Here is a 21,947-nt window from a genome sequence, read left to right as displayed (position 1 = left end):
GCTGCCGCACCGGGTTTCGTTGCCCTCATCAGAAGGGACCGAGAACGTGGTGAAGGTGTGACATGACCGTAAGGCAGGTTCATGCCGTGGTTGTCCGGGTCAGGACGCCTTCGCGCCGATCCGCTCGACGTCCTTACGTGCCGAGCGTCGTCGCGTCGCGCGGCGCTGGCTCTCCGTCGTGCCACCCCAGATGCCCTCGACCTGCCCGACGTCCAGCGCCCACTGCAGACACCGCTCCCGCACCGGGCAACGGGCGCACACCGCCTTGGCCTCTTCGATCTGGACCAGCGTCAGACCCGCGGTGCCGATGGGGAAGAACAGGTCGGGGTCGACATCTCGGCAGGCCGCTCTCTCGCGCCAAGCCATGGCAGCGCCTCCTTACTCGTCGCGGATGCCTCTCATGTATCTGACCGTCCGAAGGGAGTTCCTGTGACATACCATGGCAGAGAACAATGGTGTGAAATACAGTGTGACAACAGACTCAATGTCTTGAGTGGCGCTCCGGGTCGTTGCACCATCTGTGAGTTGTGAACGCCACACAGGGCCCGAGGCCCCTACCCAGCCCAGCCGTCGATCCCCGCGACCCCCTCTCCCCGGGCACCCATACCCTCGTCGTCCAGCACGGCACGGCCGCCGTCGACCAGCGCTACCACGTCGCCGGAACCGGCCCGGTGTGCGTCGCCCACTCCGGAGGGCCGGGCATCGGCTGGGAGTACCTGCGCATGCCCGAGCTGGAGCGCAGCATGACCGTCGTCTACCTCGAGCCGGTCGGCACGGGCGATTCCGGCCGGCTGGTCGACCCACGCGACTACACCCTCGCCACCTACACCCACTTCCTGCACGCGGTGATCGAGCACCTGGGCCTCGCCAAGGTGGTCCTACTGGGCCACTCCCACGGCGGCTTCGTCGCGCAGCGCTACGCTCTCGACCACCCCGAGCACCTGGCATCCCTCATCCTGTACGACACCTCGCCGATGACGGGAGAGGAGTTCTGGTCGGCCGCCGTGGCCAACATGCAGAGCTTCGTCCAGCGGCATGCCGACGAGCGGCCGGAAGTGGTCGCCTACGTCGCGAGTCTCACCACGCGACTCGAACGGTTCGACGACGAGAGCGCGACGAAGGTGCTGCGTACCATCTCGCCCGCCTACTTCCACGACTACTGGGGCCGCGAGGAGGAGTTCGCCGCGGGGCGGGCATCCCTGCGGATGTTCGCGGCCCCGGCCTGGGGAGTGGAGCCCCCCTTCGACGTCCGCGAGGACCTACCCCGGCTCACCGTCCCGACCCTGGTCCTGGTCGGCGGGGACGACTTCATCTGTGGGCCGCGCTGGGCGCACATGATGCACCAGCTCCTTCCCGACGCCCGGCTGGTGATCCTGCAGGAGACCGGCCATCTCGGGCACATCGAGCGTTCCGAGAAGTTCACGGCGGTTGTGCTCGACTCCTTCAACGGATGACCGTGCGGGCGTCGCTCTCGCCGATGAGGAAATGCCACAGGAGGGGATCCGCCTCCTGGGAGCCGAGATCGCGGACCGCGTCCCGGACGACCCGTTCGTAGCGGGACGCGGTACGGCGCAGCGCGGCGTGCCCCGCAGGGGTCAGCAGCACCTGCACGCCGCGCCGGTCGTGGTCGACGGCGCTCGAGATGATCAGGCCCTGTCGGCGCAGGCGTGCCATCAACCTGCTCGTGGCGGACTGACTCAGGCCGAGCCCGTTGGCCACATCCCCGAGCCGCATGGGTTCGGCGCCGGCGTCCGCGGCGGAGCTCCTTCCCACGTAACGCAGGGCCTGTACTTCACTCAACCCGAACCCGGTCTCCTCGCGCAGCCGCCGCTCCACCGTCCCCTGGACGCGGCGGTGGAGCCGGTCGAGGGCGTCCCACCGGTCGGTCGCGCAGGACTGCGTGCGATCGTCGGCAGGGCCGGTGCGCACCTCGCACACCACGTCCTCGTGCGACGTGCCGGTCATGCGGTGGCCCGGTAGCAAGGCGCGCCGTCGCGCGTGGCCGTCCCCTCACCGGAGTACGGCGCGTCCTGGCCGGTCAGCACGTGCTCCAGGCGGTCGAGGTCTCCGGTGCGGGCGGCGACGAAGATCGCCTGAACGAGCCGCTGATGGGTGGCCGCGTCCACGTGCTGCCGGTGCCGCCGGTTGTTCAGTCTGTCCTGGGCGCGGGAGACCTGCTGCCGTGCGTTCGCCGCGGACAGGCGGAGCAGGTCGCCGATCTGGTCGTAGGAATAGCCGAACGCCTCGCGCAGCACGTACGCCGCGCGCTGGTTGGGGGTCAGGATCTGCAGAAGCAGCAGGACAGCATGCTCCACCGAGTCCTGGCGTTCGGCCAGGGCCTCCGGTGTCATCCCGGTGTCCGTGGACTCCGGCAGCCAGGGGGTGGCACTGGACTCGCGGCGTCTGCGTGCCGATTGCAGCACGTTGATGGCGAGCCGGACGGTCGTCGTGCGGAGCAGCGCACCGGGGTCGGCGACAGCGCTGCGGTCCGTGCCCTGCCAGCGCAGCCACGCCTCCTGGATGACGTCCTCGGCTTCGTTGGGATCTCGGAGGATCCGGTTGGCGATCTTGAGCAGTCCTGGCCGGACGCGGCCGAACACGAAGACCGCGTCGTTGAGGTCCACGGGCGCGGCGGTGATGGTCACCATCACCGACTGCGGACTCTGCCGGGTTGCGATCACAGATGTGTCCACGAGCGGCTCCTCTGTTGGCTGGGGATCGGCGGCTTCCGTCGCCACCGACACCAACTTCGCGCCGACAAGGGCACTGCCGCGCCCCTGATAGACCGTGGGGCACCCCGTGGTCGTACCGTGGCCGCCACGTGGCCAGGGCCTCCCACCCCCTGGCCCCGCACACGCCCCTAGGGCCTCCCCGTTCCGTGGGCGCACCGCGTGGCGGGGAGGCCGTCCGTGCGGCCCGGGCGGGCTCCCGAGGGGGCGGGGCGCGGCACGCGGATCGCCTGGCCGCCTGCGCCGCCCCGGGGGTCAGGCGGGACTCGCCGCCCCGCCCGGCAGCACGGCGCCCAACTGTTTGCGGGATCGGATGCCGAGCTTCGTGAACACCTTCCGCAGATGCCACTCGATGGTGTGCGGGCTGAGGAACAGCTGCGCGCCGATCTGCAGGTTGGTCAGCCCTTCGCCGGCCAGCCGGGCAATCTGGGCCTCCTGGGGCGTGAGCGCCGCATCGGTGCCGGTGGCGCGCCTGCGCACCGTTTCCCCGGCGGCTTCCAGCTCCTGGCGGGCGCGCTCGGCGAAAGCTCCCGCGCCCGCCCGGTCGAGGATCTCGTGGGCGCGGGCCAGCTGATCCCGGGCCTCGGCGCGGCGGTTCTCGCGGCTTAGCCACTCGCCGTACAGCAGCCGGGTGCGTGCGAGCGCCGTCCGCACCGGGGTGCTCTCAAGCCGGGCGATCGCCTCCCGGTACAGGGCGTCGGCCGTGTCCCCCTCACTGATCAGGGCACGCGCCGCCGCGGAGGTGCCCGTCGCCCAGGCCGTACCACTGGCCTGGCAGATGGTCGCGAGGCGGTCGGCGGCCTCGACGGCGAGGTCCCGCTGCCCGCTGCGGGTCGCCGCCTCCACCAGCTCGACCAGGGAGGAGAGGGCGAGCCCTAGCTCCTGCGGGTACTCGCAGCCCTTGGCGGCGGCGTCGCAGGCTTCCTCGTAACGCCCGAGGCCGTTGTACAGCACGGCGAGCGCCCACTGGGGAGCTGTGAGCGCCTTTCCCTCGCCGCTGAGGGTCCGGTCGCCGGTGATCGTCCCGATCGCCCGCAGCGTCTCGGTCTCGCGGCCACGCCAGGGTTCGATCACCAACGCCCCGTAGTGTGCGAGGAAGTGGCTGCCGGTGGCCTCGCCGATCGTCACCGCTTCCGCGGCGAGCGAGTCCGCGTCGTCCAGATCACCGGCGAAGACCCGGTTCGCCAGCCGCAGCAGGAGCGCCGAGGGGAGCACGGACAGCGTTCCCGTCTCCCGTGCCAGACGGACGAGCTTGGCCGACAGGGTGCTCCAGCTGTCGAAGTCCCACACGTTGTGGGCCATGCGGCAGGCGAACGGGAGCCAGCCCAGTGACTGTTCCACTGTGAAGCCGCCGAATCGCAGCGTGTTCAGTGCGCGGCGCAGCATCGGGGCGCCCGCCACGTAGCCGTCCGTGGTGGCCAGAGCCAGGCCGTCGAGGAAGAGGTCGGTGGGTCCGGGGTGAGCCGTCGGGGGCGCGGTGCGTGCGGCCCGGGCGACTTCCTCAAGGCCGGGGCCGCTGGACATGCGGCCCGCGGTGAGGGCTGCGTAGAACGCGTCCCGGTAGGTTTCGCGCGCGACGCCGGCGTCGAGCGGCTCGAACTCCCGGGCTGCCGTGAGCAGCAGCGGCACGGTGGCACCGGCACTGCGGGATCCGAAGGTGATCTGCCCGCGCAGCAGGCTGGCCTGGGCGTGTTGCAGATCGTCGAGCGCGCCCATTTCGGCCACGTTCAGCAGCTCGAGCGCGGCGTCGAACGCTCCGGCCTGGTACTTGGCCCGCGCCGCTGCCAGCGCTCTGCTGCGGCGCCGGGATGGATCGGGCGTCAGCTCGGCCGCTCGTTCCAGGAAGGCCGCCGATGCGGCGATGCCGCCACGCGCCTGCGCGCGGTCGGCCGATTGGGCCAGTTCGTCCGCCACGGCCTCGTCGGGCTCCGCAGCGGCGCGGGCCAGGTGCCAGGCGCGGCGGTCGGGGTCGGACCGTGCATCCGTGGCCTCGGCCAGTGCCCGATGCGCCTCCCGGCGCTCGGCCGGTCCCGCCGTGCGGTAAACGGCCGAGCGCACCAACGGGTGCCGGAACTGGACCCGTGTGCGTACCTCCAGCAGCTTCGCGGACACGGCGGGGGAGGCCTCGCTCATGGACACGCCGAGGATGTCGGAGGCGCGGCGGAGCAGTGAGACATCGCCGACGGGCTCGGCCGCTGCGAGCAACAGCAGCCGCCGTGTCTGCGCGGGCAGTTCTTCGACGCGCAGGCTGAAGTTGTGCTCGAGCCTGCCGATGAGTGGCCCCATCGACGGTGAGGAGTAGCCGCCCGCGAGTTCGGTCGCGGTGGTGCTGTGGGGCAGTTCCAGCAGGGCCAGCGGATTGCCGCGCGCCTCGGCGAGAATCCTGCTGCGGACCGGTTCGTCGAACCGGCCGGGAAGCACCGAGGTCAGCAGGGCACGGGCCTCGGGCTCGCTCAGACCCCCGAGGGTGAGCTCGGGCAGCCCTTGCAGGGCGCGTTCCCCGTCCGCCTCGCGGACGGCGAAGATCAGCCCTACGCGCTCCGCCATCAGACGCCGGGCGACGAACCCGACGATCTGGGCGGAGACGCGGTCGAGCCACTGCACGTCGTCCACGAGGCAGATGAGTGGCGTCTCCTCAGCGACGTCGGCGAGCAGGCTGAGGACCGCCAGCCCCACGAGGAACCGATCCGGGGGAGTGCCCGCGCTGAGCCCGAAGGCGGTCTCCAGGGCCGTCCGCTGCGGATCGGGGAGGTGCCTGAGGCGATCCAGGAAGGGCGCGCACAGCTGATGCAGACCCCCGAAAGCCAGCTCCATCTCCGCCTCGACACCCGCCGCGCGCACCACGGTGCAGCCCACGGCGGTCTCTGCCACGTACTCCAGCAGGGCGGACTTGCCGATACCGGCCTCACCGCGCAGCACGAGCACCGCGCTGTGGCCATCGCGCACCTTGGCCAGATGCCGGTCCAGCACCGCTCGCTCGCTCTGCCGCCCGTGCAGGAAGCCCGGATTCTTGCCTTTCATGAACACCCCTGGCTGCGAGCGTATAGATTTGGTCTTCGGCCACACGACTCATCTGCGCTGGTCAACTCGTGGTTGAGACGCAGTGGCGTCGTGTCGGGCCGTGGTGGAGCCGCGGCCGGGGCCGGTCGGCGTGTGTTGCCGGACCGTCGGCTGTCGTGTCCGGCGTATCCGTGGTCACCGCCGTCGCGTCAGCGTATGTCCTCGAACGCCGCAGCCTCGACGATCTTCTTCACAGTGGTCAGATAGCGGGCGGCGTCCGCGCCGTCCACCAGCCGGTGGTCGTAGGAGAGCGAGAGGTGGACCAGTTCGCGGACACCGATGAACTCGTCGTCGCCGTCCTGTACGACCGCGGGCCGTCTGGCCGGGGCTCCCACGCCCAGGATGGCCGCCTGGTCCGGCGGGACGATGAGGGTGTCGAAGAGGGCGCCGCGTCTTCCGGTGTCGGAAACCGTGAAGGTGGCTCCGGCCACGTCCGCGGGCGTGAGTCGGCCGGCGAGGGCGTGGTCGGTGAGGTCGTGGACGGCACGGGCGATGCCGCTGACGGTCAGATCGCCCGCGCCCCGCACCACCGGAGTCACCGGCCCCTGGGCGGTGTCGACCGTGATGCCGACGTTCTCGGTGTCGTAGTACGTGATGGTCGCGCCGCCTGTGTCGATCCTGGCGTTGATGACGGGATGTGCCTTGAGCGCCTGGGCGGCGGCCAGGACGAAGAACGGCAGCGGTGTCAGTACGAAGCCCTCGCGGGTCATGTAGCCGTCCGCTGTCCGCCGCCACAGCCGGAGCAGGCCGGTGACGTCGGCCTCGACGGTGGAGGTCAGCTGCGCCTGCTCCAGCAGCGCCTGCTTGAGACTGTCGCCGACGGCTTTGCGCAGCCGGGGGACGGCGGCGGTGTGCCCGCGCAAGGCAGCCGTGGGCGGAGCCGCTGCTATGGGGCGCGGATCCGGAGCGGCTGCCGGTGCCGGTGCCGGCATCGGGGCGGGTGCGGGTTGCGGCACCGGGGCCGGGGCGGCGGCTGCGGGGAGCGGCATCGATGCTGCGGCGGGCGGTTGCGCGACCGGCGGCGATGAGCGGGCGGGCTGCGGTGCGGTCACCGGCGCGGCCGGGGCGGCGGTGACCGCGGTCGACGCCGACGGTTCGGCGTCGGGCGGTCCGATGACGGCGAGCGCGGCGCCCACTTCGACCGTCTCGTCCTCGCCGACGACGATGGTCAGCAAGACTCCCGCGGCGGGAGCGGGGACCTCGGTGTCCACCTTGTCGGTGGACACCTCCAGCAGCGGTTCGTCCTCCTGGACGTGCTCGCCGGGCTGCTTCAGCCAGCGGGTCACGGTGCCCTCGGTGACGGACTCACCGAGCGCGGGAAGGGTCACGGAAATCGTCATGGTGGTGTACGGCTCCTTCAGGTGTCCAGGTCGTAGTGCCTGCGGGCGCGGTCGACGGTGTCAGGGTCCACTTGTCCGGCCCGTGCCAGTCGGTCCAGGGCCGTCACGGTGATCGATTCGGAGTCCACGCGGAAGTAGCGCCGTACGTCCTCGCGGGTGTCGGACAGGCCGAATCCGTCCGTCCCCAGCGAGTAGTAGTCCTGCTCGATCCACTGGCCGATCTGGTCGGGTACCTGGCGCATCCAGTCGCTGACGGCCAGGACCGGACCCGGCGCACCTGCGAGCGCCTCGGTCACGAAGGGCACACGTGTCTCGCCGCGCGTACGGGCGGTGTCGGCGTCCATCGCGTCCCGGCGCAGCTCCGTCCAGGACGTCACCGACCACACGTCGGCGCGCACGTCCCAGTCGGCGGCGAGCAGTTCTTGCGCACGCAGTGCCCAGTGGACGGCGGTGCCGGAGGCCAGGAGCTGCAGCCGAGGGCCAGACACGCCGGGCTCGCCGGGTCGGAACGGGTACAGGCCGCGGACGATGCCCTCCTCTATGCCGGGCCACGCAGGAAGGGGCGGCTGGGGCTTCGGCTCGTTGTAGACCGTGAGGTAGTAGAAGACGTTCTCGGGCCGCTCCCCGAACATCCGGCGCATGCCGTCGCGGACGATGACCGCGATCTCGAAGGCGAAGGCCGGGTCGTAGCTGACGGCCGCCGGGTTGGTGGCGGCCAGGAGGTGCGAGTGGCCGTCGCCGTGCTGGAGACCTTCGCCAGTCATGGTGGTGCGTCCGGCGGTGCCGCCGACGACGAACCCGCGGCCCATCTGGTCGGCGAGGGCCCAGAACTGGTCGCCGGTGCGCTGGAAGCCGAACATGGCATAGAAGATGTAGAACGGGATCATCGGCTCACCGTGGGTGGCGTATGAGGTCGCGGCGGCGGTGAACTCGGCCATGGAACCGGCTTCGGTGATGCCCTCGATGAGGAGCTGCCCGTTCTCGCTCTCCTTGTAGTGCAGCAGCTGGTCGGCGTCGACGGGGTCGTAGGTCTGGCCCCGCGGCGAGTAGATGCCGGCTGTGGGGAACATCGACTCCATACCGAAGGTACGGGCCTCGTCAGGGATGATCGGCACCCAGCGGGCGCCGGTGCGGCCGTCCCGCATCAGGTCCTTCACCAGGCGGACCAACGCCATGGTGGTGGCGACCTCCTGGTGACCGAAGCCCTTGAGCAGCGACTCGAACGGCTGCGCGGCGGGCTCCGGCAGCGGCTTGGCGATCACACGGCGCGCGGGGGCGGGACCGCCCAGCGCGGCGCGGCGCTCGCGCAGGTACCGCACCTCGGGCGAGTTCTGCCCCGGATGCCAGAAGGGGACGACGTCACCGGCGAGGGCGCTGTCGGGGATGGGCAGATCCAGCACGTCGCGCAGCTCGCGGAACTGCGCCATGGTCAACTTCTTCATCTGGTGGTTGGCGTTGCGGGACTCGAACGCCGACCCGAGAGTGTGCCCCTTGACCGTCTGGGCGAGGATCACCGTCGGCGCCCCCCGGTGTTCGACGGCGGCCCGGTAGGCGGCGAACACCTTCAACGGCTCGTGCCCACCGCGGGAATTCTCGAAGAGCTCCACCACCTGGGCGTCGCTCAGGGCGGCGGAGAGTGCGGACAGGGCGTCTCCGACGAAGAAGTTCTTGCGGATGTAGGCCGCGTCCCGCGCGGCGAAGGTCTGCATCTGGGCGTCGGGTTCCTCGCCCAGGCGGCGCACTAGGTCGCCGGTGGTGTCCTGGGCCAGCAGAGGGTCCCAGGCCTCGCCCCACAGGGTCTTGACCACGTTCCAGCCCGCCCCGCGGAACCGGGCCTCCAGCTCCTGCACGATCTTGGAGTTGGACCGCACGGGTCCGTCGAGGCGTTGCAGGTTGCAGTTGATCACGAAGGTGAGGTTGTCCAGGCCCTCACGGGAGGCAAGCGTCAGGGCGGCTGTGGCCTCCGGCTCGTCCGTCTCCCCGTTGCCGAGGAACGCCCACACGCGGGAGGCGGAGGTGTCCTTGATGCCGCGGGCCTGCAGATAGCGGTTGAAGCGTGCCTGGTAGACGGCGCCAAGAGGGCCGAGGCCCATGGACACGGTCGGGAACTCCCACAGCCAAGGCAGGCGTCTGGGGTGCGGGTAGGACGGGAGGCCGTGACCGCCGACCTCGCGCCGGAAGCCGTCCAACTGCTGCTCGCTCAGGCGGCCTTCGAGAAACACCCGGGCGTAGATGCCCGGCGAGGCGTGCCCCTGGAAGAACAACTGGTCCCCTGAGCCGTCCTGTTCCTTGCCACGGAAGAAGTGGTTGAAGCCGATCTCGTACAGCCAGGCCGCCGAGGCGTAGGTGGAGATGTGTCCGCCCAGGCCGAGCCGGGAGCCGCGGGTGACCATGGCCGCGGCGTTCCACCGGTTCAGGGCGGTGATCCTGGTTTCCATGGCGATGTCGCCGTCGAACGCCGGCTGCGCGGCCGCAGGGACGGTGTTGACGTAGTCCGTGGTGAGCAGCCCCGGCACGGACAGGCCGGCGCGGGCCGCGTACTCGTGCACACGCCGGATCAGGTACACCGCCCGATCAGGTCCGGCGTTGCGTATGACGGCGTCGAGGGAGGCCTGCCACTCGGCGGTCTCCTCGTGGTCACGGTCGGGAAGCTGGTCGAGTTCACTGCTCGACGGGGACGCGGTGGGCCGGGACGGGTCACTCATGGGCGGCCTTCCTCGAGGCATGGGGCGGAGGAGACGGGTGAGGGCAGTGGATGCTGCGGGCCGTCAAACAGTGCGGCTCGGGGGGATCAGCGGCTTTTGAACCACTGGGCCAACGCGTGACGGCCCGGATGGGCGCCCGGTCCGGGCAGCAGGGGCCGCCCCCCCCGATCGGGGTACCGAAGAACGGCGCCTGTGCGTCGCCGATCACGCGAGTCACGCGGTCCTGGGCGGCGAGCACGTCGGCGGCGAGGTCCTCGAACGGTCGCTCCTCTGGTCCGGCGGCGGTCTCCAGGACGCCGAACAGCGCCACCGCGACGGCGACGCGGGCGAGGGGGCGGTGACGTCGTGGGCCGCGACCGGGGCACCACCTGAGCCCCATGGTCCCGCAGACCGGGTGACCGATCTCGAGCCGATCCGTCCCGTGGCGCCTGCAACGACGACTTTTCATGCGGTCTCCATTGCCGGGGCGGGACGGTCGGGCGTGACGCCAGAACGCGCTGAGAGGGGCGGCGGCGAGGTCGGATACGCCCGCGCACCCTGACTTGTTGACCGGACGAAAGGCGTTGTTGTGACAAGCTGCCCGTTACCCGAACCTGGGTCGTCCCGATGGCGGTGTCCCGCGACCACGACCGAAGGCAGGACGCGGGACACCGGAGGGGTGAACCTATTCCACGAAGTAGGAGTCGTGCCGGTCGAAGAACGCGGAGCGCTCCTCCTCCGAGGCGTGCGCCAGTTGCGACACCTGCTCGAAGTACTCCTCGCGCGGCGCGCCCGGTGTGAACAGCAGGAGCATGTCCGCCGGTGCGTCGGAGTCGTTGCGGAAGGCGTGCAGACCGCCTTGCGGCACGTGCAGGAAGTCGCCCTTGCGGGCATCCACCCAGCGCACACCGTCGAAGATGCGCACGGTGCCGTCCAGGATGTAGAACGACTCCGAGATCCGCTTGTGGAAGTGCGTCTTCGGGCCGCCGGCCCGCGGCCTCATCTCGACGCGGTACAGCCCGAATTCGCCGCGGGTGGTCGCGGTGGTGGCCAGATAGTGGGTGGCGTCCTTGCCAGGCCTGCTCTCGCCTAGGTCGGGTGGGGCGTCGGCAGGCCGGAAGACGGCGCTGACCTCGCCGTTGTCTCCGAAGTACTTCTGTTCCGGGTAGGGGTACGACATGGTGGTTTCCGTTCCTGAGGCAGCCAGGCGGCCGCGTGGCCGCCCGCACTCGTTGTGACCGGTGGGCGCGGTCCGATGTGACGTCGGCGCGGGATGGGCCGCGGTGCCGCGCGGTCGGGTGTCAGCGGGTGAGGCAGTCATGGCGGGGGTGTCCCCGTCGCAGGGCCCGTACGTCCCGTACCGCCGCGGCGAATGCCTCGGGGCGTTCCTGCGGCAGGTTGTGGCCGGCGTCCGCGACCTGAAGGTGCAGGCGGGGCCCGGTGAAGTGGTGAGCGGTCGATGACCCGTCGGTCGCCGGGAAGTTGCCGTCGGCGGTGCCGTCCAGGGTGACCGTGGGGACGGTGATCGGAGGAAGGCCGGCGAGGCGGGCTTCCAGATCGGCGTACGCGTCCGCGCCCGGTGCCAGGCCGAGCCGGTGCCGGTAGGAGTGGATGACGACGTCGACATAGTCCGGATTGGTGAAGGCCTCAGCGGCCCGCTCCAGTTCGGCTTCACCGAAGGCCCACACGGGGGAGTTGCGTTTCCAGATGACCCGGGCGACCCCCCGCGGATCGGCTGCCAGTCCGGTGCGGCCGCGCTCGGTGAGGAAGTAGTAGAAATACCAGAAACCCGCCTCGAGTTCAGGGGAGATGGGGTTTATGGCGGCGTCGATGTCCTGGATCAGGTAGCCGTTGACGCAGACCAGGCCGAGGACCCGTTCGGACCACAGCGCCGCGGCGACCGTGGCCGCGCGACCGCCCCAGTCGTAGCCGGCGAGGTAGGCCCGCTCGATGCCGAGGGCGTCCAGGAGCGCGATCACGTCGGCCCCCAGGGCCGCCTGCTGGCCGGAACGGGGAAGGGAGTCGGACAGGAACCTGGTGGGGCCGTGCCCTCGCAGGTGGGGGACGATGACGCGGAATCCGCCTTCGGCCAGCAGGGGGGCCACGTCCACGTAACTGTGGATGTCATAGGGGAAACCGTGCAGAAGGACGACGGTGTCGCCGTCGGGGGAGCCCGTCTCGTAATAGGCGACTTCGAGCACGTCGGTTGTGACGCGTCGCAGGGGGGCGAGCAGGGGCAGGGCTGACATGCGAATCCTCCGACGAAGGAGCGGTGGGGGAGGGGAGCCGCGGTTCCGGTTGGGCGCGGCTGGGGGTACCGGGTGGTGTGGCCGGGCCCGGCCTCGGCGATAGTGTGCACAGTGTGCATGAGAAGGTTGTCTTGTTAGTGTCATGAGTGTTGGCGTCATAACGGGTCGAGTGTGCGCGGCGGGATCTCCTCTCCACGGGGGACTGTCTCCCCGCACAGACCGGCCTTCGCCACCTGCTGTGACAGCGAAGTAAGCCCTGCTCGGCGCTGTGTGCGTCGGCGCCGGACGAACCCCGCCGTCCGTGACGGCCCGAGGATGCGGGCGTCCCGGGCGCACACACTCTCCGTGTCCGGTCCGAACGGGAACGGAACCGACCGACTTAGGTGATGACCATGGAAACCGAAAGTGTTCTGCATCCGAGCTTCCTCGTGCCCGTCGGGCACGTGGAGCCGGTGCCCCGCCGTATCAGGGGCGTGATCGGCGGTCGCACCGTCTTCGACACACGGCGCGCCCTGTACGTCTGGGAGTGGCAGGCCTATCCGCAGTTCAGCATCCCGGTGCGGGACCTCGTCGACGGCGTCCTCGACGACGAAGGGGTCGCCGAGGAGCACGGTGCGGGCACGGCGCACCGGCACACTCTGTGCGTTGGCGGGGACTCGCGCCCTGGTGCCGCCTGGGTGTGGGGGAAGGACGCCCCGGCGCCGCTCCAGGGCACGGTGCGCTTCGAGTGGTCGGCCATCGACTACTGGTTCGAGGAGGACGAACCCGTCTTCGTCCACCCCAGGAGCCCGTACTCGCGTGTGGACGCCGCGCGATCCTCCAGCAGCGTCCGCGTGGAACTGGAGGGCGTGGTCCTGGCGGAGGCGCCGACGTGCGTCAAACTCTTCGAGACCGGCCTGCCGACGCGCTACTACCTTGACCGCGCGCACGTCGACTGGACCCGACTGCGGCGGACCGACACGGTAACCCGCTGCCCGTACAAGGGAACGACGAGCGGCTACTGGTCCTTCGACGGCGCCACCGCCGCCCACGAGGACATCGCCTGGGCGTACGACTTCCCGACCATCCACGCCAACCGCATCGCGGGCCTGACGGCCTTCTACAACGAGCATGTCGACCTCTTCGTGGACGGCGAGCCGCTGCCGAAGCCCGGCGCACTCCGTTCCTAGCCCCTGCTCCGGTGTCCGGTCCCGGGCCGCGCTCGACTGCCCGGGACCTTTTGGTGTCACACATCTACTGCGGGCCTGGTCTCATCGTGTGAAAAGTCCTCCTTAATCACCAGAGAAGGAACACACCATGAGCGACATCGTTCTGGAGCCCGCCGCGCAGGAATTCGCCGACGCGACCGCCAAGCCGCCGCTGCTGTACGAGCTTGGGGTCGAGGGCGCGCGCAAGCTGCTCGACGACGTGCAGGCGCAGGACATCGAGAAGCCCGACGTGGACGAGAAGTGGATCACCGTTCCGGCGGGGGTCGGCGACGTGCGGGTGCGCATCCTCAAGCCCGTCGGCAGCTCTGGCCCCCTGCCCGTCATCCTCTACGTGCACGGCGGCGGCTGGATCCTCGGCAACGCCGGCACGCACGACCGGCTCGTGCGCGAGCTGACCGTCGGGGTGAACGCCGCCCTGGTCTTCGTCGAGTACGACCGCTCCCCGGAGGCCAAGTACCCGGTCGCCATCGAGCAGGCCTACGCGACCGCCCAGTGGATCACCACCGAGGGCGCCGGCGAAGGCCTCGACGCCTCCCGCCTGGCCGTCGCCGGTGACTCGGTCGGTGGCAACATGACCGCCGCGCTGACCCATATGGCCAAGCAGCGGGGCGACGTGGTCTTCGTGCACCAGTCGCTGTACTACCCCGTCACCGACGCGGCCCAGGACACCGAGAGCTACCGGACCTTCGCGCACGGCCCGCATCTGACGGCCAAGGCCATGGAGTGGTTCTGGGATGCCTACACCACCGACCCCGCCGAGCGCGCCCAGATCACCGCCTCGCCGTTGCGGGCGACCCTGGAAGACCTCCGGGACCTGCCGCCGGCGCTTGTCGTCGTCGACGAGAACGACGTGCTGCGCGACGAGGGCGAGGCCTACGCCCGCAAGCTCGTCCAGGCCGGTGTGCCGACGACCAGCATCCGCTACAACGCTTCCCTGCACGACTTCATGATGCTGAACACGGTCCGCCGCACCCAGACGTCGACCGCCGCGATCGAGCAGGCCATCCACGTGCTGCGCAAGGCTCTCGGAACCGACTGACACCGCACACCCGACCACATTCCCCCGGCACGTCGAAAGGCCGTTTTCCATGAGTGCACACAAGCCCACCATCGTCCTCGTACACGGCGCGTTCGCGGACGCCTCCAGCTGGAACGGCGTCGTCGACAAGCTGCTCGCGCACGACTATCCGGTGATCGCCGTCGCCAATCCGCTGCGCGGACTGACCACCGACGCCGACTACGTCCGGCAGATCGTGACGTCCGTCGAGGGCCCCGTCGTCCTTGTCGGCCATTCGTACGGCGGGTCCGTCATCAGCAACGCGGCCAAGGGACTGCCCGAGGTCAAGGCGCTCGTCTTCGTCGCGGCGTTCCTGCCGGAGGAGGGCGAGAGCGCCGTCACCCTGTCGGGCAAGTTCCCCGGCAGCACCCTCGGCGACACGCTCCGGACCGTGCCGGTGACGCTGCCCGACGGCAGGCAGGTCATGGACCTGTACATCGAACAGGCCAAGTTCCACGATCAGTTCGCCGCTGACGTCCCCGAGGAGACCACCGCCGTCATGGCCGCGACACAGCGGCCGGTGGCCGATGCCGCGCTGGCGGAGGGCGCGTCCGCGCCTGCGTGGCGGGACATTCCCTCCTGGGTGCTGGTGGCGGACGGGGACCGGAACATCCCCCCGCAGGTGCAGAGCTACATGGCCGAGCGGGCCGGGGCCTCCGTCATGAAGGTCTCCGCCTCCCACGCGGTCAGCGTCTCGCGCCCCGGTGACGTGGCCCGTCTGATCGACGAGGCGGCGCAGGCGACCGCCTGAGCGCCGGAGGCCCGCGTTCTCGTGTGGAACTGACACGTCACGGCAGCGGTGCGGGCTCCGCGAGCAGCGTGGGCACCGTGATGATCGTGACGTCCTTGGTCAGCAGCCGATGGACGGGACAGCGTCCCGCGACGGCGAGGAGCTGGTCCCGCTGCACGGGGGTCAGCTCCCCGACCAGCCCGACGTTCTTGACCACCTGCCCCTGTGCGTCGAAGCGCACCGCGACGTCCACCCGGTCCAGCGGCCATTCGTGGCGCTGCGCGTAGGCCCGCACCGCCATGGACGTGCACGCTCCGAGCGCGGCCAGGAGGAGTTCGCCCGGCGTGGGGCCGGTGTCGGTGCCGACGGGCTCCGGCTCGTCGCTTGTCAGGCGGTGTGTACCGATCGCCACGGAGCGCGCGAGCTGCTTTCCTTCGGCCACGGTAACGATGCGCGTGTTCATGCTTGCCTCTCAGCAAGGTAAGGGCAGAGGCACGACTTGTGCCTCCGGAAGCTCAGACCGTGCGGGTCGCCCGACTGTGACAGCCGGCGTGCCCGTACTCGGCTGCAAGCAGGGGGTGCGGGGCGGCGGTTGCCGCCCCGCGGGTGACCATGGGTGATCAGCGGGACTGGTCGGTGGGGCGTACGAGGATCTCGTTGACCGCGACGTGGTCGGGCTGTGTGACGGCGTAGACCACCGCGGCCGCGATGTCTTCAGGCTGAAGGGTCCGCATCGACTCGGCCATGGTCTCGACCGCGGCACGCCTGGTGGGGTCCGTGATGTGGTCGGCCAACTCGGTCGAAACGAAGCCCGGCTCCACGATGACGACGCGGACCCCCTGCTCTGTCACCTCTTGGCGCAGCGCCTCCGCGAAAGCGTTGACGCCGAACTTGGTGGCGGAGTAGACCGCGGCGCCGGCCGAGGAGATACGGCCCGAGGTGGAGGAGATCTGGACCACAGCGCCGCGGGAGCGCAGAAGGTGGGGCAGCGCGGCGTGCACCGTGTACATCGAGCCCAGCAGGTTGGTCTCCACCATGCGGGTCCATTCCGCCGGATTGGCGTCGAGGACGGGGCCGGTGAGCATGATGCCGGCGTTGTTCACGACGATGTCGAGGGTGCCGAAGCGTTCGACGGTCCGGTCGACGGCCTTGCGCACCGACTCGGGGTCACTGACATCCATGTCCAGGACGAGGATCTCCCCGGGCGCTTCCTGCGCCAGTGCTTCGAGCCGGTCGGTCCTGCGGCCGCCGACGGCCACGGTGGCCCCCGCCTTCGACAGCGCCAGTGCGGTCGCCCTGCCGATGCCGGACGAGGCGCCGGTGACAAGGACGACCTTGGGGTCGAGAACGGAACTCATGTCAACTCCGAAAGGGGTAGTGGGGCGAGACGGGCAGGCCGTGTCGTGTTCGAGGACAGGACAGGGCGGCCCGAGAAGATGACCGAGGGGTCATGTTGTGCCAGCGTAACACTGAATATGAACTGCGAGTCATGCTCAGTGTTAATGTTGTGACACTCAGAGGGGGGCGTCATGACCGGGAGAACAGCGGCAGTGCAGGCCAGATCCGACAGCGTGCGCAATCGACGGCTGCTGCTGCAAGCGGCCAACGAGGCCTTCGCCGAATGTGGGGTGGATGTGTCGATGCACATGGTCGCCCAGCGGGCCGGCGTCGCCAAGGGCACGGTGTTCCGGCACTTCCCGACGAAGGACGACCTTCTCGCGGAGATCATGATGCAGCTGCTCGACCGGCTGCTCGAGACGGCGGACCGGCTCCTGCGCGCCGATGACGCCGGCCGTGCGCTGAAGGACTTCATGGGACACGGAATCGGCCTGCTCGCCGCCGACCGCGCGTTCTGCGACGTCATCGGTCGGCCCTCGCTGCAACACACGAACGTACGCGAGGCGATCGACCGGCTCTGCGACACGGTCGAGGACCTCACCGCCCGGGCCAGGGAACAACGAGCCGTCCGCGGTGACATCACCGGAACCGACATCGTGCTGCTCCTCGGCGGCATCCACCAGACCGCCCAGCCGCTGCTGGACCGTGAACCGCGGGCGTGGGAACGCTTCCTGGAGATCGCGTTCGACGGACTGCGGGCCCGTGACCGCCCGGCTCTGCCGCATCCGCCCCCCGCCCAGCTGCGGATGGCGGACCCGTCGGGCGTCTCTGCACCGACGAGGACTTGACACTAAGTGGCACATCATCGGTGTGTTGTGAAATCATGCCGCAGCCTCTGTTTTGATCACGCCAGTCGACCGGCCGGGTACGGACGGGGGCGGGTAACGTCTGAGTCATGCCGTCGCGGCGGCTGCGGCTCCGGATTTTCGTCGGCGTGGGGGTCGCTCCATGGATCATGTCGTTGGCCCGGTACCGCTCGCCGAGTCGCTTGACGAACGGCGCCACCTGCTGGACGTCGCCTGCCGCGCGCTCGGCAGCCGCGTCGCGGCCGAACGCGTCGTCGACGAGGCCTACCGGCGGTGGTACCGCCTTACCGATCCGGAGCGGGTCCGGATGCCGTCCCCCCGCGTCTGGCTCACCCAGGTCGTGGACGAGGCGTGTCTGATGCGACCCGCGCCAGCCCGGCCCGGTGGGGAGGAACGGGAGATCCACGCCCTGCGGGCGCTGTGCGACGAGGACGTAGAACCGGTCGAGCGGGCCCAGTCGAGTGTGAGTGCGTGGCGCGCGCGGCCTGTGTCGGCGCGTCGCGAGCATGAGATCACTGTTTCCGTGCGGCAGGCGTGCAGCGATCAGGACGGCCCCCGACTGCGGTCGCTGCTGGCCCCCGACGCGACAGCCTTCTTCGACAGCGGCGGCAAGATCCGGGCACTGACCCGGCCCGTCCGCGGCGACGAGCAGGTCACCCGCAGCCTGTTGGTCCTGCTGGCTGGACAGCGGCGTGTGACGCTGTGCACCGGATCGGTGAACGGGCGCACCGGCCTCGTCGCCCGGTGCGACGACCAGGTCGCCGCGGTGCTGACCCTCGACATCGCGGACTCGCTGGTCGTTCAGGTCTGGGCGGTTCTCAACCCCGACAAGCTGCGTAGCTGGAACCGTTCCCTTCCTGGGTGAGCCCGTGCCACAGCGTCCACGGGCCGCAAGGGCAGGGGCGCGTAGTGGGCGCGGGATCCGAGGAAGGCGGCGATCTTGTCGGAGGTGAACACCCACAGAACCCGGTGGATCCCCCGCCGTGTGGCGGCGATGGTCATGAAGGTGGCGGGCCGGCCGTCCCGGTACAGCAGAACCCCGGCGCGCCCGTTGGCCTGTACGGGCACGATCTCGACCGTCGGCCAGAAGCGTGCCGAGGCGGTCGACAGGTTCGCCACCCGGGCACGACCGACCACGGGTACGCGGGCCGCGCCGCGCAGCCCGTTGCCGTCGGACAGACTGACCGCGTCGGGCGTCAAGATCGCTTCCAGCGAGGCCACGTCCCCTTCCTGGGCGGCCGCGACGAAAGCATCGAGCAGTCTGCGGTGCTCCTGGATGTCGACACTGTCCCGCTCGTCGTCCGTGAGGTGCTTGCGCGCCCTGCTCACGATCTTCCTGGCGTTGACCGGGGTGAGGCGCAGTATCTCCGAGATCTCCGCGTAGCCGTACTCGAAGGCCTCCCTCAGCACGTAGGCGGCCCGTTCGGTGGGTGTGAGCTTCTGCAGGACGAGGAGCAGGGCGAGTTCCAGGGCCTCGGCTCGTTCAGCGCCGGCCACCGCGTCGATGCTGGTGTCGATGGGCTCGGGCAGCCAGGGTCCGATGTAGGTCTCGCGGCGCACGCGGGCGGACTGCGCCACGTTGATGGCCAGCCTCGTCGTCGTGCTCGACAGGAACGCCGCAGGGCTGACCACCGTCGAACGGTCGGTCCGCTGCCAGCGCAGCCACGCCTCCTGCACGACGTCCTCGGCTTCCGTCGCACTGCCCAGGACGCGGTAGGCGATACCGAAAAGCCGGGGCCGCAGTTCCACGAAGGTGGTGACGGCCTCGGCCAGGTTCCTGTCCGCAGGAGGTGCCTCTGGATGCATGTCCCTCTGACTCCATTCCTCCGGGGGCCGGGCTGTCGGAATGCGGCCACGAGGCGCTCACAGACCCGGCGATCGTCTCCCCTCGACGACCGAGGGACCAAGGACGCTGTGACAGTGTTTTGTGGAGCACTTTCAGTGGCGTGGATGCGGAATCGGCCTTGCGCACCGGCTGATCTACGGCAGCGTACAAAAAGTAGGCCTGCCGTTCCTCGGGGCTTGGAACGACAGGCCCAGGAAGACGCACTTACTTACTGCTGCTGGGCGAGCCAGTCGACGAAACGGGTCTCGCCGATGCGGGCGTCCGGGCCGGGAAGCAGTGTGGTCTCCTGCAACTCGGCGCCGAAGTACGGGGCGTGCACATCGGCGACGACCGTGCGCGGGTCGTTCTTGGCGGCCAGGCCCTTGCGGATCAGCTCGTCCAGCTGGAAGGTCTCGGGACCGGCGACCTCGACTACACCGTTGACCGGAGTGCCCACGGCGGTGCGGCCCACGGTGGCGGCGACGTCGTCCGAATAGACAGGTTGGATCTTCACCGGGGCCAGCTTGACGGTGTCACCCTCGGTCGCCGATTCGGCGATGCCCTTCATGAACTCGAAGAACTGCGTGGCATGCACGATCGACCACGGGATCCCGGAGGCCTTGATCAGTTCCTCCTGCGCCTGCTTGGCACGGAAGTAGCCGCTCTCCTGGAGCCGTTCCGTACCCACCACCGACAGGGCGACGTGGTGGGTGACACCCGCGTTCGCCTCAGCCTTGAGGAGGTTGGTGGTTGAGGTACGGAAGAACTCCATGACGGCGTCGTCCGCGAAGGAGGGGGAGTTGGAGACGTCGATCACGACGGCCGCGCCCTCCAGCACCTCGGCCAGGCCCTCGCCCGTCAGCGTGTTGACGCCGGTGTTCGGGGCGGCCGCCACCGCCTCGTGGCCGTGTTCGTTGAGCTTGCTGACGACCTTCGAGCCGATCAGTCCGGTGCCGCCGATCACTACGACCTTCATGGGGACGTTCCTTTCACTCGTTCTCATCTGCCTGCACGAGGTATGACCAGGAATTGATCGGCGCTGTGACACCTTTCTAGAAATTACGGAAATATTCTCCCGGGCATGGTGATGCCTATTCGACGAGCTTTCCGTCCGCCGAGACGTCCTCCATCAGGGCCGCGATCTCGTCGGGGACAGGGCTGATGGGCTCGCGGGTGATGCCGTCGGTCGGGGACCAGACGAGGTTCACCTGCAACGCCGGATCCATGTCGGGGTAGTCGCTGCGGTTGTGGCATCCGCGCGTCTCGCGCCGCTCCAGCGCCGCTTCCAGTGTGGCCCTCGCCGCCAGTGCCGAAGACTTGAGGTCGAAGGCGTGGGCGAGGTCCTGGAAGCCCGCGATGTCCGGATGGACGCCGACGCTCTCCATGCGCTTCTCGATAGCGTCCAGCTCCGTCAGCCCGGTGCGAAGTCCCTCCTCGTCGCGGACCACGCCAGCGTGCTCGGTCATGGTGTTGCGGATCGCGCGCTGCAGGGCGCGCACGTTCTCAGGTCCGTCCGCGGCGAGCAGGTCGTCGACCTCTGCACGCGCCCGGGCCACCGCGGCGGCCGAGCGCGGCTGCGCGGTCAGGGACTTCGAGTAGGCGGCGGCCGCTTGTCCGGTGATGCGGCCGTACACCAGCAGCTCGATGAGGCTGTTGCCGCCGAGCCGGTTGGCGCCGTGCAGTCCGCTTGAGGCCTCACCGATGGCGTACAGGCCCCGCACGTCCGTGCTGTGGTCCTCGGGGCGGACCCACACACCGCCCATCGAGTAGTGCGCGGTGGGCGCGACCTCGATGGGATCCCGGGTGATGTCCAGCATCTGCAAGTCCAGCAGTGTCTGGTAGACGCGGGGAAGCCGGTTCATGATGGTCTGCCGGGGCAGGTGGGAGACGTCGAGCCACACCCCGCCGTTGGGCGTACCGCGGCCTTCCTTGATTTCGGTGTAGGAGGCGAGGGCGACCCTGTCGCGTGTGGACAGCTCCATGCGTACGGGGTCGTAGCGGTTCATGTACCGCTCGCCGAGCGCGTTGCGCAGGATGCCGCCCTCGCCGCGGGCTGCCTCGCTCACCAGGGTCCCGGCCGCGTTCTCCGGTTCGATGATGCCGGAGGGGTGGAACTGGACGAGTTCCGGGTCGCGCAGCCGGGCTCCGGCCTCCGCGGCCAGCCGGAAGGAGTCGCCGGTGTTCTCGTCGCGCCGTGAGGAGGTGCGCCGCCAGATCCGGGTGTGGCCGCCGGCCGCGAGGATGACGGCGTCCGCGTGCACGAGGTAGCGCCTGCCGTCGGCAAGGCCGAAGCCGTAGGCGCCGAATACGGCCCCGTCGCTGACCAGGAGACGGGTGATGTAGACGTTGTCGAGCACCGGTATGTCCAGCTGATTCGCGCGGCGGATGAGCGTGCGCTGGATCTCCAGGCCCGTGTAGTCGCCCGCGAAGGCGGTGCGGCGGAACTTGTGGGCGCCGAAGAAGCGCTGGGAGATCCGGCCGTCCTCCTCCCGGGCGAAGGCCATGCCGTAGCGTTCCAGGTCGTCGATACCGAGGGCGGCTCCCCGGGTGACGATCTCGGCGGTACGTGGGTCACCGAGGAGGTAGCTCTCCTTGAGGGTGTCGGCGGCGTGCTGCTGCCAGGTGTCCTCGGGGTCCATCGTGGCCAAGGCCGCATTGATCCCGCCGGCGGCGAGAGAGGTGTGGGTGTCCTCCTTGGGTCGCTTGCCGACTGCGAGGACATCGACGCCGGCCTCGGCCAGCTCGATGGCCGCGCGCAGGCCCGCTCCGCCGGTGCCGATCACCAGCACTGTGGTGGAAAGACGTTGTTCGGTGGCAACCACGATTGCTCCCATCGCTCAGGGTGGTCACCTGCTACGACC

19 protein-coding genes are annotated in these 21,947 nt (G+C 69.8%); 6 read left to right on the top strand and 13 right to left on the bottom strand.

Translation table 11 applies throughout. From position 1 onward, the window contains the following. Positions 1 to 99 precede the first annotated feature (99 nt). Entirely contained in the window at positions 100 to 366 is a 267-nt protein-coding gene (locus AOQ37_RS36885) for a WhiB family transcriptional regulator (protein ID WP_062651354.1), read from the bottom strand. A gap of 161 nt (positions 367 to 527) precedes the next feature. On the opposite strand from AOQ37_RS36885, the gene AOQ37_RS36880 reads away from it, so the two are divergent. Continuing rightward, positions 528 to 1,454: an alpha/beta fold hydrolase gene (locus tag AOQ37_RS36880; protein WP_062651352.1), complete on the top strand. Its 927-nt coding sequence runs from the start codon at positions 528 to 530 to the stop codon at positions 1,452 to 1,454. Here the strand turns inward: AOQ37_RS36880 and AOQ37_RS36875 are convergent. The 7 genes from AOQ37_RS36875 to AOQ37_RS36845 all read right to left on the bottom strand — a co-directional run bounded on the left by AOQ37_RS36875 (position 1,444) and on the right by AOQ37_RS36845 (position 12,062). Continuing rightward, a complete protein-coding gene (locus AOQ37_RS36875) occupies positions 1,444 to 1,965 on the bottom strand; it encodes a MarR family winged helix-turn-helix transcriptional regulator (RefSeq protein WP_062651350.1) in 522 nt (173 codons plus the stop codon). The two genes, AOQ37_RS36880 and AOQ37_RS36875, sit on opposite strands and share 11 nt — an antisense overlap. Continuing rightward, positions 1,962 to 2,693: a sigma-70 family RNA polymerase sigma factor gene (locus AOQ37_RS36870; RefSeq protein ID WP_159401430.1), complete on the bottom strand. Its 732-nt coding sequence runs from the start codon at positions 2,691 to 2,693 to the stop codon at positions 1,962 to 1,964. Before AOQ37_RS36870 ends, AOQ37_RS36875 begins: the two co-directional genes overlap by 4 nt. A gap of 291 nt (positions 2,694 to 2,984) precedes the next feature. Further along, on the bottom strand, positions 2,985 to 5,750 hold the full coding sequence (locus tag AOQ37_RS36865; RefSeq protein ID WP_062651382.1) for an ATP-binding protein: 2,766 nt from the start codon (positions 5,748 to 5,750) through the stop codon (positions 2,985 to 2,987). Positions 5,751 to 5,938: 188 nt separating this feature from the next. Beyond that, entirely contained in the window at positions 5,939 to 7,129 is a 1,191-nt protein-coding gene (locus tag AOQ37_RS36860) for a 2-oxo acid dehydrogenase subunit E2 (RefSeq protein ID WP_062651346.1), read from the bottom strand. Positions 7,130 to 7,146: 17 nt separating this feature from the next. Next, on the bottom strand, positions 7,147 to 9,834 hold the full coding sequence (aceE, locus tag AOQ37_RS36855; protein ID WP_062651344.1) for a pyruvate dehydrogenase (acetyl-transferring), homodimeric type: 2,688 nt from the start codon (positions 9,832 to 9,834) through the stop codon (positions 7,147 to 7,149). A gap of 664 nt (positions 9,835 to 10,498) precedes the next feature. Then, entirely contained in the window at positions 10,499 to 10,993 is a 495-nt protein-coding gene (locus tag AOQ37_RS36850; protein ID WP_062651341.1) for a cupin domain-containing protein, read from the bottom strand. A gap of 121 nt (positions 10,994 to 11,114) precedes the next feature. Beyond that, a complete protein-coding gene (locus AOQ37_RS36845) occupies positions 11,115 to 12,062 on the bottom strand; it encodes an alpha/beta fold hydrolase (protein WP_062651339.1) in 948 nt (315 codons plus the stop codon). A gap of 392 nt (positions 12,063 to 12,454) precedes the next feature. Between AOQ37_RS36845 and AOQ37_RS36840 the strand changes: the two genes are divergently transcribed. From AOQ37_RS36840 to AOQ37_RS36830, 3 genes are all read left to right on the top strand, one after another. Continuing rightward, positions 12,455 to 13,231, top strand: a complete 777-nt coding sequence (locus AOQ37_RS36840; protein WP_062651380.1) for a DUF427 domain-containing protein — start codon at positions 12,455 to 12,457, stop codon at positions 13,229 to 13,231. Between the two features lie 127 nt (positions 13,232 to 13,358). Continuing rightward, entirely contained in the window at positions 13,359 to 14,309 is a 951-nt protein-coding gene (locus AOQ37_RS36835) for an alpha/beta hydrolase (protein ID WP_062651337.1), read from the top strand. Positions 14,310 to 14,358: 49 nt separating this feature from the next. Then, positions 14,359 to 15,078, top strand: coding sequence for an alpha/beta fold hydrolase (locus AOQ37_RS36830; RefSeq protein WP_062651335.1), 720 nt, complete (start codon positions 14,359 to 14,361; stop codon positions 15,076 to 15,078). 37 nt (positions 15,079 to 15,115) lie between these two features. Here AOQ37_RS36830 and AOQ37_RS36825 read toward each other — a convergent pair whose 3' ends face one another. Together AOQ37_RS36825 and AOQ37_RS36820 are read right to left on the bottom strand one after the other, a co-directional pair. Continuing rightward, complete coding sequence (locus AOQ37_RS36825; RefSeq protein WP_062651333.1) at positions 15,116 to 15,520, bottom strand: OsmC family protein; 405 nt, start codon at positions 15,518 to 15,520, stop codon at positions 15,116 to 15,118. A gap of 157 nt (positions 15,521 to 15,677) precedes the next feature. Beyond that, positions 15,678 to 16,415: an SDR family NAD(P)-dependent oxidoreductase gene (locus AOQ37_RS36820; protein ID WP_062651331.1), complete on the bottom strand. Its 738-nt coding sequence runs from the start codon at positions 16,413 to 16,415 to the stop codon at positions 15,678 to 15,680. A gap of 171 nt (positions 16,416 to 16,586) precedes the next feature. On the opposite strand from AOQ37_RS36820, the gene AOQ37_RS36815 reads away from it, so the two are divergent. Beyond that, positions 16,587 to 17,243 carry a TetR/AcrR family transcriptional regulator gene (locus AOQ37_RS36815; RefSeq protein ID WP_063781233.1) on the top strand — a complete coding sequence of 219 codons (657 nt, stop codon included), beginning with the start codon at positions 16,587 to 16,589 and terminating at the stop codon, positions 17,241 to 17,243. A gap of 160 nt (positions 17,244 to 17,403) precedes the next feature. Next, a complete protein-coding gene (locus AOQ37_RS36810; protein WP_062651326.1) occupies positions 17,404 to 18,126 on the top strand; it encodes a sigma-70 family RNA polymerase sigma factor family protein in 723 nt (240 codons plus the stop codon). On the opposite strand, the gene AOQ37_RS36805 is transcribed toward AOQ37_RS36810, so the two are convergent. From AOQ37_RS36805 to AOQ37_RS36795, 3 genes are all read right to left on the bottom strand, one after another. Further along, a complete protein-coding gene (locus tag AOQ37_RS36805) occupies positions 18,063 to 19,067 on the bottom strand; it encodes a sigma-70 family RNA polymerase sigma factor (RefSeq protein ID WP_078890563.1) in 1,005 nt (334 codons plus the stop codon). The genes AOQ37_RS36810 and AOQ37_RS36805 overlap by 64 nt on opposite strands. Positions 19,068 to 19,315: 248 nt before the next feature. Continuing rightward, positions 19,316 to 20,062, bottom strand: a complete 747-nt coding sequence (locus AOQ37_RS36800; RefSeq protein ID WP_062651325.1) for an SDR family oxidoreductase — start codon at positions 20,060 to 20,062, stop codon at positions 19,316 to 19,318. A gap of 115 nt (positions 20,063 to 20,177) precedes the next feature. Continuing rightward, a complete protein-coding gene (locus tag AOQ37_RS36795; RefSeq protein WP_062651322.1) occupies positions 20,178 to 21,920 on the bottom strand; it encodes an L-aspartate oxidase in 1,743 nt (580 codons plus the stop codon). Between the last annotated feature and the right edge of the window lie 27 nt (positions 21,921 to 21,947).

The sequence above is a fragment of the Streptomyces maremycinicus genome (assembly GCF_001184025.1).
In the GTDB taxonomy this organism is placed as follows: Bacteria; Actinomycetota; Actinomycetes; order Streptomycetales; family Streptomycetaceae; genus Streptomyces; species Streptomyces maremycinicus.
This window is presented reverse-complemented; position numbering and strand designations above follow the sequence as displayed.

Excerpts from the sequence above, each read along its gene's own strand:
- AOQ37_RS36885 (WP_062651354.1), bottom strand. The coding sequence starts at position 366 with ATGGCTTGGCGCGAGAGAGCGGCCTGCCGAGATGTCGACCCCGACCTG.
- AOQ37_RS36875 (WP_062651350.1), bottom strand. The coding sequence starts at position 1,965 with ATGACCGGCACGTCGCACGAGGACGTGGTGTGCGAGGTGCGCACCGGC.
- AOQ37_RS36865 (WP_062651382.1), bottom strand. The coding sequence starts at position 5,750 with ATGAAAGGCAAGAATCCGGGCTTCCTGCACGGGCGGCAGAGCGAGCGA.
- AOQ37_RS36860 (WP_062651346.1), bottom strand. The coding sequence starts at position 7,129 with ATGACGATTTCCGTGACCCTTCCCGCGCTCGGTGAGTCCGTCACCGAG.
- aceE (WP_062651344.1), bottom strand. The coding sequence starts at position 9,834 with ATGAGTGACCCGTCCCGGCCCACCGCGTCCCCGTCGAGCAGTGAACTC.
- AOQ37_RS36850 (WP_062651341.1), bottom strand. The coding sequence starts at position 10,993 with ATGTCGTACCCCTACCCGGAACAGAAGTACTTCGGAGACAACGGCGAG.
- AOQ37_RS36845 (WP_062651339.1), bottom strand. The coding sequence starts at position 12,062 with ATGTCAGCCCTGCCCCTGCTCGCCCCCCTGCGACGCGTCACAACCGAC.
- AOQ37_RS36840 (WP_062651380.1), top strand. The coding sequence starts at position 12,455 with ATGGAAACCGAAAGTGTTCTGCATCCGAGCTTCCTCGTGCCCGTCGGG.
- AOQ37_RS36835 (WP_062651337.1), top strand. The coding sequence starts at position 13,359 with ATGAGCGACATCGTTCTGGAGCCCGCCGCGCAGGAATTCGCCGACGCG.
- AOQ37_RS36830 (WP_062651335.1), top strand. The coding sequence starts at position 14,359 with ATGAGTGCACACAAGCCCACCATCGTCCTCGTACACGGCGCGTTCGCG.
- AOQ37_RS36825 (WP_062651333.1), bottom strand. The coding sequence starts at position 15,520 with ATGAACACGCGCATCGTTACCGTGGCCGAAGGAAAGCAGCTCGCGCGC.
- AOQ37_RS36820 (WP_062651331.1), bottom strand. The coding sequence starts at position 16,415 with ATGAGTTCCGTTCTCGACCCCAAGGTCGTCCTTGTCACCGGCGCCTCG.
- AOQ37_RS36815 (WP_063781233.1), top strand. The coding sequence starts at position 16,587 with ATGACCGGGAGAACAGCGGCAGTGCAGGCCAGATCCGACAGCGTGCGC.
- AOQ37_RS36810 (WP_062651326.1), top strand. The coding sequence starts at position 17,404 with ATGGATCATGTCGTTGGCCCGGTACCGCTCGCCGAGTCGCTTGACGAA.
- AOQ37_RS36805 (WP_078890563.1), bottom strand. The coding sequence starts at position 19,067 with ATGCATCCAGAGGCACCTCCTGCGGACAGGAACCTGGCCGAGGCCGTC.
- AOQ37_RS36800 (WP_062651325.1), bottom strand. The coding sequence starts at position 20,062 with ATGAAGGTCGTAGTGATCGGCGGCACCGGACTGATCGGCTCGAAGGTC.
- AOQ37_RS36795 (WP_062651322.1), bottom strand. The coding sequence starts at position 21,920 with ATGGGAGCAATCGTGGTTGCCACCGAACAACGTCTTTCCACCACAGTG.